The 14,908-nt window shown below is 30.4% G+C and carries 14 protein-coding genes; 12 read left to right on the top strand and 2 right to left on the bottom strand.

Annotation, left to right across the window (positions count from 1 at the left end; genetic code table 11):
* Positions 1-12 precede the first annotated feature (12 nt).
* The 7 genes from B8978_RS12200 to pdxT all read left to right on the top strand — a co-directional run bounded on the left by B8978_RS12200 (position 13) and on the right by pdxT (position 7,604).
* Complete coding sequence (locus B8978_RS12200) at positions 13-2,031, top strand: Na+/H+ antiporter (RefSeq protein WP_084116315.1); 2,019 nt, start codon at positions 13-15, stop codon at positions 2,029-2,031.
* A 35-nt stretch (positions 2,032-2,066) separates the two neighbouring features.
* On the top strand, positions 2,067-3,227 hold the full coding sequence (locus B8978_RS12195) for an ABC transporter permease (protein ID WP_084116314.1): 1,161 nt from the start codon (positions 2,067-2,069) through the stop codon (positions 3,225-3,227).
* Entirely contained in the window at positions 3,220-3,891 is a 672-nt protein-coding gene (locus B8978_RS12190; protein WP_084116313.1) for an ABC transporter ATP-binding protein, read from the top strand. Before B8978_RS12195 ends, B8978_RS12190 begins: the two co-directional genes overlap by 8 nt.
* The gene (gene pdxR, locus B8978_RS12185; protein ID WP_084116312.1) at positions 3,885-5,339 is read left to right on the top strand and encodes a MocR-like pyridoxine biosynthesis transcription factor PdxR; all 1,455 of its coding nucleotides are present in this window, start codon (positions 3,885-3,887) and stop codon (positions 5,337-5,339) included. Before B8978_RS12190 ends, pdxR begins: the two co-directional genes overlap by 7 nt.
* 100 nt (positions 5,340-5,439) lie before the next feature.
* Positions 5,440-6,063: a LysE/ArgO family amino acid transporter gene (locus B8978_RS12180; protein WP_084116311.1), complete on the top strand. Its 624-nt coding sequence runs from the start codon at positions 5,440-5,442 to the stop codon at positions 6,061-6,063.
* Between the two features lie 97 nt (positions 6,064-6,160).
* A complete protein-coding gene (gene pdxS / locus B8978_RS12175; RefSeq protein WP_084116310.1) occupies positions 6,161-7,030 on the top strand; it encodes a pyridoxal 5'-phosphate synthase lyase subunit PdxS in 870 nt (289 codons plus the stop codon).
* A gap of 1 nt (position 7,031) precedes the next feature.
* Positions 7,032-7,604, top strand: coding sequence for a pyridoxal 5'-phosphate synthase glutaminase subunit PdxT (pdxT, locus tag B8978_RS12170; RefSeq protein ID WP_084116309.1), 573 nt, complete (start codon positions 7,032-7,034; stop codon positions 7,602-7,604).
* 78 nt (positions 7,605-7,682) lie between these two features.
* Here the strand turns inward: pdxT and B8978_RS12165 are convergent, their stop codons facing one another.
* Entirely contained in the window at positions 7,683-8,231 is a 549-nt protein-coding gene (locus B8978_RS12165) for a DUF4825 domain-containing protein (RefSeq protein ID WP_084116308.1), read from the bottom strand.
* A gap of 167 nt (positions 8,232-8,398) precedes the next feature.
* Here B8978_RS12165 and hemL point away from each other — a divergent pair, with 167 nt between their 5' ends.
* The 5 genes from hemL to nagB all read left to right on the top strand — a co-directional run bounded on the left by hemL (position 8,399) and on the right by nagB (position 13,518).
* Positions 8,399-9,688 (top strand): glutamate-1-semialdehyde 2,1-aminomutase, encoded by a 1,290-nt coding sequence (hemL, locus tag B8978_RS12160; protein ID WP_084116307.1) that lies wholly within the window; start codon positions 8,399-8,401, stop codon positions 9,686-9,688.
* Between the two features lie 220 nt (positions 9,689-9,908).
* Complete coding sequence (locus tag B8978_RS12155) at positions 9,909-10,640, top strand: GntR family transcriptional regulator (protein ID WP_084116306.1); 732 nt, start codon at positions 9,909-9,911, stop codon at positions 10,638-10,640.
* 74 nt (positions 10,641-10,714) lie between these two features.
* Positions 10,715-11,584, top strand: a complete 870-nt coding sequence (murQ, locus tag B8978_RS12150; RefSeq protein ID WP_084116305.1) for an N-acetylmuramic acid 6-phosphate etherase — start codon at positions 10,715-10,717, stop codon at positions 11,582-11,584.
* 20 nt (positions 11,585-11,604) lie between these two features.
* The gene (gene nagA / locus B8978_RS12145) at positions 11,605-12,765 is read left to right on the top strand and encodes an N-acetylglucosamine-6-phosphate deacetylase (protein ID WP_084116304.1); all 1,161 of its coding nucleotides are present in this window, start codon (positions 11,605-11,607) and stop codon (positions 12,763-12,765) included.
* Positions 12,766-12,786: 21 nt separating this feature from the next.
* Positions 12,787-13,518: a glucosamine-6-phosphate deaminase gene (gene nagB, locus B8978_RS12140; protein WP_084116303.1), complete on the top strand. Its 732-nt coding sequence runs from the start codon at positions 12,787-12,789 to the stop codon at positions 13,516-13,518.
* On the opposite strand, the gene B8978_RS12135 is transcribed toward nagB, so the two are convergent.
* Positions 13,499-14,854: a M28 family metallopeptidase gene (locus B8978_RS12135; protein WP_084116302.1), complete on the bottom strand. Its 1,356-nt coding sequence runs from the start codon at positions 14,852-14,854 to the stop codon at positions 13,499-13,501. The two genes, nagB and B8978_RS12135, sit on opposite strands and share 20 nt — an antisense overlap.
* Positions 14,855-14,908 lie beyond the last annotated feature (54 nt).

Here is a 14,908-nt window from a genome sequence, read left to right as displayed (position 1 = left end):
GTGGGAGAAGTTATGGGAATTTTTATTACAGTGCTTATTCTTCTTATGTGCATTGGCGTTTCCAATGTTATTAATAGGTTTATTCCACTGGTGCCAGTTCCATTAATTCAAATTGCAATAGGTATAATATTAGCTATCTCACCTTTTGGAATACATATGCCATTAGATCCAGAATTATTTATGATATTATTTATTGCTCCTCTTTTGTATAATGATGGTAAAAGAATTCCTAGAGATGAACTATGGAATTTAAGAATGCCAATATTGTTATTGGCATTAGGCCTTGTGTTTACTACAGTTGTTGTAGTGGGTTTTGTAATAAACATAATGATACCATCTATATCATTATCTGCAGCATTTGCATTAGCAGCAATTTTATCCCCAACAGATGCTGTTGCTGTAAATTCAATGTCAGAAAAGATACATTTACCCAAAAAGATAACTAGACTTCTTGAAGGTGAAGCCTTAATGAATGATGCATCTGGATTGGTTGCATTTAAATTTGCAGTTGCAGCAACAGTAAGTGGAGTTTTTTCAATAACACAGGCAACAGTAAGCTTTTTTATTATTTCTATTGGTGGTATTTTAAGTGGAGTTATCATATCATTTCTTATAGTGAAAATAACTAAAGCAATAAGACGACTTGGTATGGAAGATGCCACATTTCATGTACTTGTTCAAATATTGACGCCATTTGTTATTTATATGATTTCAGAAGAACTAGGGGTTTCAGGAATCTTAGCAGTTGTTGCTGGAGGAATAGTTCATTCAATGCAATCAGATTTTACAGAAACAGCACTCTCAAAGCTAAAAGTTGTTTCATCTAGTACTTGGTCTGTAATTTTATTTATATTAAATGGATTGGTATTTTTAATTTTAGGACTTCAAATTCCAGATGTTGAGGGTGTAATCATTAACGATGTTTCTATAAGCAATGTTAAGGTATTTACGTATATACTAGTGATTTCGGTTACTTTAATTGTACTTAGATTTATTTGGGTATACTTATTTTGGAGTGATAAATGGAGTATCCATAAAAGAAATGGTGAATATAAAAAACGTAAACAAAGATTAATGTCATCGGTATTAATAGCACTTTCTGGCGTTCGTGGAACTGTAACGCTTGCAGGTGCGTTTTCTATTCCATATGTTCTTGATAATGGAAGGTCATTTCCAGAAAGAGATTTAATTATATTTATTTCTGCTGGGGTTATCCTTTTTACTTTGATTTTAGCAAGTATTATGTTACCTGTGCTATCAAAAGAAAATAAAAGTTCAGAGGAAAATAATGAATTTGAGCAGGATATATTCAGAAGAATAATGAAAATTGGAATTAAAGCTTTAAATGATGAGATGAATGATAAAAATAAAAAAGTAGCATTAGCGCTAATGTCTAATTACAAAAAAGTTATTAAGGATAATTTTGCTAATAGAAATGAATTTAAATTGAGTATGCAGGATAGAAAAATAGAGAAAGATATACTTTTTATAGGTCTTATGGAGGAACACAATGAATTAAACAGGTTATTTGAGCTAGGGGAGATATCAAGTTGTGTTGTTAATAAAGAAGAGCATATATTAAACAATATGGAGAGATATCTAGCTAAAAAACTTAGATTTAAGATAGTAAATAGAATTATTTTATTAAGGAATATTATTGCTAATATGTTTTTTAAATCAGAACAAGAAGTAGCAGGTTTGGAAGAAATTAAACAGACAAAAATACTAACTTCTAAAGCTGCTATACGCAAAATAAAATCCCAAATTAATGAAGAAAATATGAAGGCGTCTTTTGCGGTAATAGAACATTATAATGAGATTATAAGAAAGATGTATAGAGTAAATAAAAATGACAAAGACGATAACTATAACAAGCAGAAAAGGGAATTGCAATTTAGGGCACTTCAAGCCCAAAGAAATGAAGTACAGGAATTATTCGAAAATAATGAGATCACAAGAGAAACGGCAAATAAAATTCGTAAATTTATAAATTATTTAGAGGCAATAGGTATTGAGGAAGAGATAATTTAAGCTTAAAATTTTATAATAATGAGGGGGTATGGAAAATGAGATTAGCGTTTAAAATTGCAGCTAGATTTTTAAAATCAAGTAAAGGACAAACAATACTAATTGTATTAGGAATTGCAATAGGTGTATCAGTCCAAGTATTTATAGGTACATTGATTCAAGGTCTTCAAAAAAGTCTTATTGATAAAACCGTAGGAAGTTCATCTCAAATAACAGTAACCTCAAAAAATGATAATAAAGTTATCAAAGATTGGAAATCAAAGATTAAAGACATTAAAAGCTTAAATGTTGGAATAAATAGTGTATCAGCTGTAGCAGATTCATCTGGATTTATTAAAAAGGGAGATAAGACAGAACCAATTTTATTAAGAGGAGTTACATTTTCAGCTGCAGATAGTATATATAAAATTAGTAGTAACATTGTTGATGGAACAAAACCTAGTAGCGATAATGAAATTTTAGTAGGAAAAGATTTAAAGAAAGATATGGGTTTAAAGCTTGGAGATAAAGTAACTATACTTACACCACAAGGTACAAGACAAGAAGTTAAAATAACAGGTTTTTATGACCTAAAGGTCTCTAGTATAAATAAATCTTGGATAATTACGAATTTAAAAACCGCACAGACAATATTTAATTTTGGAGACAACATTACATCCATTGAAATGCAAGTTGATGATGTGTTTAAGGCAGATATTATAGCTGCAGATATAAAAAGTAAACTGAATGAAAGCAATCTTAACGTTGATAACTGGAAAGTGGAAAATGCAGCAACCTTAAGTGGTTTAAGTGGGCAAAGTGCATCTAGCATAATGATACAAGTGTTTGTACTAATATCGGTAATTTTAGGAATAGCAAGTGTTTTAGCTATTACGGTAATGCAGAAATCAAAACAACTTGGAATACTTAAGGCCATGGGAATAAAAGATAGAGTGGCAAGTCTAATATTTTTATTTGAAGGTTTAATTCTTGGAATCTTTGGTGCAATATTTGGAGTACTAATTGGACTAGGTTTAACATATTCATTTACAAAATTTGCATTGAATCCAGATGGAACACCGCTAGTACCGTTGTATTTTGATTATAAGTTCATTGTATTGTCAGCATTTATAGCGGTTGCATCTTCTACAATTGCTGCATTAATACCAGCAATAAAATCTTCAAAATTAAATCCAATTGAGGTGATAAAGAATGGCTAAAATTATTGAATTAAAAAACATAAGTAAAATATATGGAACAGCAATAAAAACAGAGATTTTACATGGAATAAATCTAAGTTTTGAAGAACATTCATTTAATTCTATTATTGGTGCTTCTGGGAGTGGAAAAAGTACTATATTAAACATAATGGGAACTTTAGACAGGCCAACTAAAGGAGAAGTATATATAGATGGAAAACGGACTGACATCATGAAAAAGAATGAATTAGCAGAACTTAGAAACAAGACCATAGGTTTTATATTTCAATTTCATTATTTATTACCTGAATTTACGGCACTTGAAAATGTTCTTATGCCATATTCCATAGGGAACTCAAAACCTAATAAAGAAACAATAAACAGAGCTGAAGAACTTTTAAATTTAGTTGGACTTTCAGAAGTAAGAAATAATCTAGCAAATAATCTTTCAGGAGGACAGCAGCAGAGGGCAGCTATTGCTAGGGCGCTTATAAACAATCCAAGATTAGTTCTTGCAGATGAGCCTACAGGAAATTTGGATTCAAAATCTAGTGAAAATATATATGAACTTTTAAGAGATATTAATAAAGAATTTAAGACAACCTTTGTAATAATAACTCATGATGAGAGAATTGCAGAAAAAACTGATAGAATCGTTGAAGTAAGAGATGGAAGAATATGCTGAATGATGATTGGAAACCTTCTGAAACATCAGCTATTCCTTTATACAAACAAATAGCCCAATTTATTAAGGAAAAAATATCTAGTGGTGAATGGACAATAGGAACAAAACTTCCTACACAAAGGGAATTTGCAGAAATTTTAGAAGTGAATAGAAGTACTGTAATAACTGCATTAGAAGATTTAAAGGCAGAAGGATTAATAGAAGGTAAAAATAGTGGTGGAACAGTAGTGGTTAACAACACTTGGTCACTTCTAAATAATTCTAGAACTCCGAAATGGGAAGGATATATCGAAAGAGGAATATATAAGCCTAATCTGAGTACAATCCAGATGATTAATAAGTTAGAATTTAAAAATGGCATAATACGATTAGGAACAGGTGAAGTTTCACCAAGTTTATATCCCAAACAAGCTATGAAAAAAATTCTTCATAAAGTATCAAATAATCTTGAATCAATGGGATATGAACAACCTAAGGGATCTATAAAGTTAAGAGGGGCTATAAGTGAGTATGTAAAAAAATTTGGTATAAAAACATCACCAGAAGCAGTACTAATTGTATCGGGTTCATTACAAGCATTACAGCTTTTATCAATGGGCATCCTCCCTAAAGCGTCAACTATTATAACTGAAAAACCGTCATATTTAAAATCACTTCATATATTTCAGTCAGAGGGTATGAAACTTAAGGGAATTGGAATGGATGAGCATGGAATTAATGTTAATGAACTTAGAAATTCAATAAATAAATCTACAAAACTTCTTTATACGATTCCAACCTTTCATAATCCTACAGGAATTTTACAAACTGAAGAAAGGCGTGATGAAGTATTAAATTTATGTAGAGAAAAAAGACTGCCAATTATAGAAGATGATGCATATAGAGAACTTTGGTTAGAGGAAAAGCCACCAATGCCGCTAAAGTCTAAAGATAAGGATGGAATGGTTTTATATATAGGAACAGTATCAAAATGCCTTGCTGCTGGTATGCGAATAGGATGGATTGTTGGACCTGAAGCTGTTATTGATCGTCTAGCGGATATAAAGATGCAAGCTGATTATGGCTCAAGTTCCATATCTCAAGCAGTTTTGTCAGAGTTTATTGAAAGTGGTTTATATGAAAAATACATTGAAAAGCTTAGAAATAATTTAGTTGTAAGAAGAAATATTACAATTGAAATATTAGAAAAATATTTTAAACATATTGCCCAGTGGAATGTTCCAAAAGGCGGATTTTATATATGGTTAAAATTAAAAAAACATATATCTATAGATTTATTATTTAAAATGTGTTGTGAGGAAGGAATACTTATTAATCCTGGAAGTATATATGATTTTGTAAAAAATTCCAATATAAGAATATCTTATTCTTACGCTGATATAAAAGAATTAGAAAGTGCGCTAAAAAGGCTTTCTGAAATAGTTATAGAAATAACTGCTAGAACTTAAATAAGCAGTTATTTTTTTGGTTGGACTTAATAAAATTTGTTTGGTTGGTTACATAATCATATTTATCATATATAATTTCTAAGACGGGAGGGGGATATATGTGATAAAATATTTTTTTCAAGGGCTTATGCTTGGGTTTGCGTACGTTGCTCCAATTGGTATGCAAAATCTTTATGTAATAAATTCAGCTATGGTTAGTAAGAAAATTAAGGCTTACAAGACGGCATTTATCACATCGTTTTTTGATATATCACTTGCATTAGCTTGCTTCTTTGGAGTTGGAAGTATTATGGAGCAATATAGACTTCTAAAATTGACAATTTTATTTATAGGATCAATAGTTGTTATATATTTAGGTTTAAAGATTATAACACAAAAAATAGAAGTTAAAAACAATGAAAAATATGTAGACAAAAGCATTGCTAAAGTTATAACATCATGTTTTATGGTTACATTTGCTAATCCACAAGCTATTATAGATGGATCGCTTTTATTGGGAGGATACAGGCTAGCACTTCCGTATAATACAAAGGGGTTTTTTATCGTTGGTGTTTGCATCGCATCTTTTACTTGGTTTACGGGAATAACAATTTTTACAGTTAAATTTAAAAATATTTTTAGTAATAAAATTATGAATGGAATAAACATAGTTTGTGGAATAATAATAGTTTTTTATGGAATAAAACTTGGGTTTAGTTTTATAAGTTATTTTATTATTAAATAATCTGTATATGATTCATATTGTATCCATACATTTTAAATATTAAAGAGTTTGAGTTAATATTTAATAAAACTTATTAAATAAACGGGGGGCTATTATTATGGAAAATTATGAATTAAACAAAAATCTCGCTCAAATGCTAAAAGGCGGGGTAATAATGGATGTAGTAAATGCAAAAGAAGCTATAATTGCGGAGAAAGCTGGGGCATCAGCAGTTATGGCACTTGAAAGAGTACCATCTGATATAAGGAAGCAAGGTGGTGTTGCTAGAATGTCAGATCCTAAAATGATTAAGGAAATACAGGAAGCAGTTTCAATACCTGTAATGGCTAAGGTTAGAATTGGACATTTTGTAGAAGCACAAATTCTTGAAAATCTAAAAATTGATTTTATAGATGAAAGTGAGGTTCTAACCCCAGCGGATGATAGTTTTCATATAAATAAACATGATTTTAAGGCTCCTTTTGTTTGTGGTGCAAGAAATCTTGGAGAGGCGCTAAGAAGAATTGGAGAGGGGGCCGCAATGATAAGGACAAAAGGAGAAGCAGGTACAGGAAATGTGGTTGAAGCAGTAAGACATATGAGATGCATGATGGATGAAATAAGAAAAGTAAAAAATGCGGATGAGCAGGAACTTATGACTATAGCAAAGGAGTTATCTGCACCGTATGATTTAATTAAATATGTTTGGAAGGAAGGTAAACTTCCGGTTGTAAATTTTGCGGCAGGTGGTATTGCAACGCCAGCAGATGCAGCACTTATGATGCAACTTGGAGCTGAAGGAGTTTTTGTAGGTTCTGGAATATTTAAATCGTCTAATCCTGAAAAAAGAGCAAAGGCCATAGTGCTTGCAACAACTTATTACAATGATCCTAAAGTTCTTACAGAAGTATCAGAAGATTTAGGTGAGCCAATGGCGGGACTTGATATTAGAGATTTAAATGATAAGTATGCAGAAAGAGGCTGGTAAAATGAAAATTGGGGTACTTTCTATTCAAGGTGGGGTGTCAGAACATATACATCATATTGAAGCTTTAGGGCATGAAGCTATTAAAGTAAAAAATGTTTATGACATAAAATGCATAGACGGATTGATATTACCTGGGGGTGAGAGTACTGCTATAAGTAAAATTTTAAGAGATACAGGACTTGAAAATTTAATTAAAGATAGAATAAATGATGGAATGCCGGTGTGGGGAACCTGTGCTGGTATGATACTGTTAGCAAAAGAAATTGAAAATGAAGACAAAGCACATCTTGCAGTTATGGACATAAAGGTCAGAAGAAATGCATATGGAAGTCAAGTTGATAGTTTTAGCAAGGATGAAGTCATAGAGGAAGTATCAGACAAAGCCATTCCACTTGTATTTATAAGGGCTCCATATATAACTGGCATAGGTGAGGGTGTAAGAGTTGTTCACAAAGTAGACGGAAATGTTGTGGCTGTAATACAGAAAAAAATGCTTGCAACATCTTTTCATCCTGAACTCACAAAAAATCTTGAGTTTCATAAATATTTTATTAATATGTGTATGAAGTTATAAGTTAACACAAGAAATCTTAAATTCATAATGTTGAGAAGTATTAGCGAAGAGTATTCAATAATACTTCTTTTCATATTATTATTTATCTACAACTTCCTGCATAAATTTATCAACATAATTTTCATCATTAAGTTTATTTTGTACTTGAGATTTAAAATTGTTTACATTCTGTAACTCTAAAAGATTTTTTCCATACCACTTTTCTAGTGAATTTCTTGATAGTGTGAAGGTTTTATCTGTAAAATTAATTTTAATAGTTTGCAAGTTATTTATCAGTACAAAATTTGATGTTGAATTATAAATAATGCATTGTTTTAATTTTTTATAGTTTATATTTTTTGAAGCTTCTGCATAATTAATCTCTACAGTTAGTGTATCTGGATTAAGGTAAAAAGATTTTTTTATTTCAGATAAGGGCAAATTGTTATTAATGTTTATTATGCTGCTATTGTTACCCATGTATTTGCTCTTATAAGGTAATAAAACACTAAAGTCTTGAGTTGTGGCATCTAGTGTGCTTGTATTAGTAAGTTCAGAGGTTTTAGGACTTGGATATATTTTGAAAATAATTACACCTAAAACGACAATTATAAATAAAAAAATTATTACATAGTTTCTCTTTCTCATAGTATCATTACCTCATAATATTTATAGTTTTAAGACAAGTATATTATAATTTATATTTTAAAGGTATACAAATTATTTAACATTAATTATTTTTATGCTATGATTTATTTAGTATTAGGAGAGGAGGAGTTACGCGTAAGAGAGTTTTATACGTAACGTAAAATACAGTGAAGGATATTATATCAGAGGGATTGTTTGATAGAGCTAAGGATAGTATACCAGGTGGTGTTAATAGTCCAGTAAGAGCTTTTAAGGATGTTGATTTAGTTCCACCTTTTATTACAAAGGCTAACGGAAGCAAAATTTATGATGAAGATGGTAATGAATACATTGATTATGTAGGTTCATACGGACCAATGATTTTAGGTCATAATAGAAAAATTGTAAATGACAAATTAAAAGAACAAGTTGATAAATCATTAAGTTATGGGGCACCTACAAGATTGGAAGTTGAAATTGCAGAATTAATAAAGGAAATTGTACCTTCTGTAGAAATGATAAGGATGGTTAATTCAGGTACGGAGGCTACAATGAGTGCAATAAGACTTGCAAGAGGTTACACTGGCAAAAATAAGATTGTAAAATTTGCAGGTAATTATCATGGACATGGAGATAGCCTTTTAGTCCAGGCTGGTTCTGGAGCACTTACACATGGGGTCCCAAGTAGCAGTGGGGTACCAGAGAATATAACTGAAGAAACTATAGTTGCAGAATATAATAAAATAGAATCTGTACGAGATATATTTGAAAAATATGGTGATGATATTGCAGCAATTATCATGGAACCAGTGTCTGGAAATATGGGAGTTGTTCCGTCAACTAAAGAATTTATGGATTATGTAAGAAAAATAACTAAAGAACACAAAAGTCTACTTATCATTGATGAAGTTATGACAGGTTTTAGATTAGCACTTTCTGGGGCACAGAGTATTTATAATGTTGATCCAGACATCACTTGTTTTGGAAAAATAATAGGAGGAGGATTACCTGTTGGAGCATATGGCGGGAAAAAAGAAATAATGAAGTGTATTGCTCCACTTGGACCTGTGTATCAGGCAGGCACACTTTCTGGGAATCCACTTTCTGTGACAGCTGGAATAGTAACATTAAGATATTTAAAGGATAATCCTAATGTTTATGTTGAACTTGAAAGAAAAGCTGAAAAACTTCAAATTGGAATAGAAGAAGCTATAAAAGAGTTTAATATAGAAGCTACTGTAAACAGAGTTGGCTCTATGATGACGGTTTTTTTCTCTAAAGAAAAGGTCACAAATTATGAGCAGGCTAAAAAATCTAATTTAAAAGATTTTGCTAAATATTTTTCTTTAATGCTTGAAAATGGCATATACTTACCACCATCACAATTTGAAACTTTTTTTATATCAGATGCTCACACTGAAGAAGATATAGAAAAAACAATACAGGTTGTAAGAAAAGCATTTAAAAACATGCAATAGATAAATTAACCTTGGTAAGCATTTGGAGCAAAAAATCTCGCTATAAGTACATAGGATTTTTTGCTCTTAAAATATGGTTTTAAAAATTTACAAATTGGTATATACAACATGTCAACTATATGTTATAGTTATATTAATAAGAAACGTATATGTTTCAATTACATTTTAATAACAAAAAACAGTTAGTGTCTATTTATTATACAAGTAGGAGGTTCTTAACTTGAGGAAAATTTCAAAAGATAATCCAGTACCTATTTATTATCAAATTAAAGAAATACTTTTAGAAATGATTGAAAATGAAGAATTAAAAAATGGAGATATGATACCTACAGAAAGAGAATTATGTGAAATTCAAGGTGTTAGCAGGATGACTGTAAATAAAGCGATTCTTGAGCTTGTTAACCAAGGTGTACTTTATAGGGAACAGGGAAAGGGTACCTTTGTAGCAAGGCCAAAGGAGAAGCATCAATTAAAATATTTGAAAAGTTTCACAGAGGAAATGGATGAAAATGGACTAAATAGTGATGTTAAGATTTTATCCTTTGAAGTTAAACAAGCAACAAGGCAAGTTAAGAATATGCTTAACTTGGTTGGGGAAGATAATAAAATTATAGAAATAAAAAGATTAAGAATAAGTGACAATGAACCAGTTGCTATTGAAACTGCCTTTATTCCCCATAACTTATGCAAAGACTTAACTATGGAAATGATAGAAGGAAAGTCGTTATACAATGTATTTAGAGAAAAATATAATTACTATCCTAGTATGGCTAAGCAGACTATAGAACCTATTATGCTTAACGAATATGAACGGGAACTTTTAAATGAACCCAGTACGCCATTAGCATTATTATTCAAGAGAAACACCTATACGAAAGATGGAATACATATTGAATATACTAATGCAATTTATAGAAGTGATAAGTATAAATATGAAGTTATTTTAGAGTAAATAACTTTCAAATAAATATTGTATATACAACTATACATATTTGCTTAGATTAATTTATAGAAAAGGTGATAAATATGGGCAAAGAAATAGTAAATTTAGACACTTTAAGTACCTTAGAAATTATAAGGAAAATCAACCATGAGGATAAAAAAATAGCATATTTAGTAGAAGAGCAGTTAGGACAAATTTCAAAAGCAGTAGAATTAATTGTAAAAAGTTTTGAAATTGGGGGAAGACTAATATATGTTGGAAGTGGAACTAGCGGAAAGCTTGCAGTTATAGACGCTTCAGAGTGTCCTCCAACTTTTGGAGTTGATGATTCAATGGTACAAGGAATTATTTCTGGTGGTGAAGGTGCGTTAAGTGGATGGCTTGAACATACTGAAGATGATGAAGAGTTAGCAGTGAGAGATCTTCAATCTATAGATGTAAATAAAAATGATATTTTAGTGGGAATAACTGCCAGTGGTAACACTCCATACGTAAGAAGAGCTATGGAATATGGAAAAGAAATTCAATGTAAGACTATAGGGATAATGTGTTCAAGTATTGGTAAAATAAAAGATATTTGTGATCTGACAATATCGGTGGATGTAGGCGAAGAAATTTTAATGGGGTCAACGAGAATGAAGGCAGGAACTGCACAAAAGATGATCTTAAATATGCTTAGCACAACATCTATGATAAAATTTGGAAAGACATATTTGAATTTAATGGTAAATGTGAAGCCAATAAATAAAAAACTTCAAGATAGAGTAAGGGAAATGGTTTGTTTAGCTACAAATGCTAATAAAAATAAAATTGATGAAATTCTTGAGAAATGTGATTATGATCCTAAAGTAGCCATAATTGTTATTGAAACAGGCTTAAGGGTGGAAGAAGCAAAATTAATGTTAGAAGAGCACAATGGAAGAACAGCTGATGTTTTAGATAATTATAAATAATAATTGAGGGGGTGCTTTAAATGAAAGCAATAATAAACGGAAAGATTATAACACCTAATAAAATTCTTACAAATAAAGTTGTGACTTTTGATGATACAATTAAAAGTATCATTGATGAAAATGAATTTAAAGAACAAATAAATTCCACACAAATTTCAAACATAGAAATAATTGATGCAAAAGGAAACTACGTATCTCCAGGATTTATTGATATACATATTCATGGCTCTGGTGGATATGATACTATGGATGATGAAATAGATGCTATAAAGAGTATTAGTAAAGTTATAGCCCAAAATGGAGTAACAGCTTTTCTCCCAACTACTATGACCATGGATAGAGAAAAGATATATAATGCGTTGTCCAATATAAAACATTGCATGAAGTTAAATTTACAAGGTGCTAAAATTTTAGGTGCTCATGTTGAAGGCCCATTTATAAGTGAAAAATATAAAGGCGCACAAAAAGAAGATTATATAATTGAACCGGAATATAAATTTATTGAAAAATTTAAAGATGTCATTAAGATAATCACTCTAGCAACGGAAAAAGATAAAGATTTTAGTTTTATTAAGCAAATAAAACAAGAAACAAATATCAGCTTATCTATTGGGCATTCTAATGCAACATATGAAGAAGCAATGGAAGCTATAAACATGGGTGTAGATAGTGCTACTCATATGTTTAATGCTATGACTCCATTTAATCACAGAAAACCAGGTGTTGTTGGGGCTATTTTTAATAGCGATACTTATTGTGAAATAATAGCTGATACTATTCATGTTCACCCATCGATTTTTCAAACACTTGTTAAGATAAAAGGAATAGACAAATTAATGTTAATAACGGATTCAATGAGAGCAGGTTGTCTAAAAGATGGCATTTCAGAATTAGGAGGACAAAAGGTTATTGTTAAAAACAATTCTGCAAGGCTTGAAGATGGAACTCTTGCTGGAAGTATCTTAAGATTAAATAAAGCAGTAAAAAATTTTATGGACTATACGGATATAAATATATATGATGCAGTTAATATGGCTTCGTTAAACCCAGCAAAAAATCTTAAACTTGATGATAAAATTGGAAGTATTGAAACTGGAAAATATGCTGACATCATCATATTTGATAAAGATTTTTGCATAGAGCAAACTATTGTTAATGGAAAAATAGTATATAAAAAATAAAAGGATGAAGAGGTGTTTTTAATGGAATTAATAGTTGTGAAAGATTATGAAGAAATGAGTAAAAAAGCAGCAGCAATTATGTCGAGTCAGGTACTGCTAAAGAAAGATAGTGTTTTAGGATTAGCTACTGGAGATACCCCTTTAGGCATGTATAAAGAACTAATAAATAAATATAAAAAAAATGAAATTGATTTTTCAAAAGTAAAAACTTTTAATTTAGACGAATATTATGGAGTTGATAGAAATAATAGTCAAAGTTATTATTTCTACATGATGAACAATTTTTTTAAATATATAAACATAGATATGAGTAATATAAATATACCAGATGGTACTGCTCAAAACGTTGAAAAAGAATGTATAAACTATGATAGAAAAATAAAAGAAGCAGATGGAATGGATTTACAAATTCTTGGGATAGGTGTGAATGGACATATAGGCTTTAACGAACCTAATGTCAGTTTTGAGGCACAGACACACCTTGTAAGTCTAGATGATAAAACTATAAAATCAAATGCAAGATTTTTTAATTCCATAGATGAAGTTCCAGTGAAAGCCATAAGTATGGGAATAAAGACTATATTGCAATCAAAAAAGATTATTTTATTAGCTTCTGGTGAGTCAAAGGCTAAAGCTATATATAACACTGTAAAGGGCAAAATTTCACCGGAAACACCTGCATCGATTTTACAATTGCATCAGGATGTAACTATTATTCTAGATGAAAAAGCAGCTAATTTAATTTCTTTTTAGTAAACTTTAGACTGATTATATAAATTATACATACACCTGTTCCTATACCTGAAAATATAAGTATAAGTTTGTCGTATAGTACTAGTGGGTTTTTTGTAAAGGCTGAAGTTAAAATTTCCTTTGAAGCAACAGTATAACATTTTTGTATAGAGGTTTTATCTATGAATGCTGACTTATCTGAAGTAGTATGAATTCTACTTGTGTCATCATCGCAAAAAGTTACAGCGTCAATCCCAAGATTTCTAAAAGGGGTATGGTCACTAGAATTTTGAAAAATATAACTGTAGCTTATGTCACTAGAGGTACATATATTAGATATCTCCTTTACAAGGGGAGTATTCTTATTATCGTTTTTAGAACCCATTATAGATAGTGGAATTGAACTCCTTCCGCCTATCATATCAAAATTAAATACTTTGCTGCCTTTTAATTTTGGACTATAATCTTTAGCAAAGGTGCTTGAACCTTTAAATCCAAATTCTTCTGCGTTAAAACCGGCAAAAATTATATTTCTATCAGGTGTACCAAGAGAATTTATATATTTAGCCATTTCAATAATAAAGCTTGTTCCAGAAGCGTTATCTAAAGCACCAGAATAAATATTTCCAGATAAATCATTCCCCATATGATCAAAATGAGCGGATATAATAACTGGTGGGAGTGTTTGATCTCTTCCTTTTATGTATCCAACTACATTATGTATATTTGCATTACTTTCTTTGTAGGGAATAAAACAATCTATACTATCATCTTTCTCTAAGTACTCCTTTATAGTTTTAAGCACGTCCTTTTTTACAACAACGATTAAAGCCAGCTTACTACTTTCATCGAAGGAACTTCTAAAGGATAGTTTATTATCGGCAGGAGCATAAAGCACACAAATATTATTTCCGGATTTTATTTTTAAAAAATCATTACCAACAGCTGTGGATGATACCTTTGAAAAACTCAGGTGATTTTGTTTAAAGGATAGCGTGTCCTCTTTAAAGTCTTTATTGTATTCAAAATTTTTTATTATTATGCCATTTTTATCTAGTACACTGAGGTGAGGAGAACCTTCAATTTTTTCAGGGTATGTTACGTTGAAATTTTCATAATAAGTTTTAAAAAGAGGTTTTATGTCTGCTTTTTCGAACTGAGACTTTATATATACACTGGCCGCCTCATTGTTAAGTGTACCAGCTAATCTTCCCTTAAAAACGTCAGAAGATAGATAATTTATATTTTTTACAACCTCCGTTGTACTAAATTTGTAGGTTAAAATGAATCGTTGAAGACTGAATCCAAAAAGCAATAGTGATATGGCAAAAAATAGTGTTATTAACTTCTTACTCATTATAACTCCTAACTGTTTATTATTTCTTTAATCATAATATGAATAAAAATGATA

Origin of the sequence: Clostridium acidisoli DSM 12555, assembly GCF_900176305.1 — a bacterium.
Taxonomy (GTDB): domain Bacteria; phylum Bacillota; class Clostridia; order Clostridiales; family Clostridiaceae; genus Clostridium_I; species Clostridium_I acidisoli.
This window is presented reverse-complemented; position numbering and strand designations above follow the sequence as displayed.

What these genes read in the sequence shown, in the direction of transcription:
- pdxS (WP_084116310.1), top strand. Translation starts at nt 6,161, where the DNA reads ATGGAAAATTATGAATTAAACAAAAATCTCGCTCAAATGCTAAAAGGC.
- nagB (WP_084116303.1), top strand. Translation starts at nt 12,787, where the DNA reads ATGGAATTAATAGTTGTGAAAGATTATGAAGAAATGAGTAAAAAAGCA.
- pdxR (WP_084116312.1), top strand. Translation starts at nt 3,885, where the DNA reads ATGCTGAATGATGATTGGAAACCTTCTGAAACATCAGCTATTCCTTTA.
- nagA (WP_084116304.1), top strand. Translation starts at nt 11,605, where the DNA reads ATGAAAGCAATAATAAACGGAAAGATTATAACACCTAATAAAATTCTT.
- murQ (WP_084116305.1), top strand. Translation starts at nt 10,715, where the DNA reads ATGGGCAAAGAAATAGTAAATTTAGACACTTTAAGTACCTTAGAAATT.
- pdxT (WP_084116309.1), top strand. Translation starts at nt 7,032, where the DNA reads ATGAAAATTGGGGTACTTTCTATTCAAGGTGGGGTGTCAGAACATATA.
- B8978_RS12165 (WP_084116308.1), bottom strand. Translation starts at nt 8,231, where the DNA reads ATGAGAAAGAGAAACTATGTAATAATTTTTTTATTTATAATTGTCGTT.
- B8978_RS12135 (WP_084116302.1), bottom strand. Translation starts at nt 14,854, where the DNA reads ATGAGTAAGAAGTTAATAACACTATTTTTTGCCATATCACTATTGCTT.
- B8978_RS12190 (WP_084116313.1), top strand. Translation starts at nt 3,220, where the DNA reads ATGGCTAAAATTATTGAATTAAAAAACATAAGTAAAATATATGGAACA.
- B8978_RS12195 (WP_084116314.1), top strand. Translation starts at nt 2,067, where the DNA reads ATGAGATTAGCGTTTAAAATTGCAGCTAGATTTTTAAAATCAAGTAAA.
- B8978_RS12200 (WP_084116315.1), top strand. Translation starts at nt 13, where the DNA reads ATGGGAATTTTTATTACAGTGCTTATTCTTCTTATGTGCATTGGCGTT.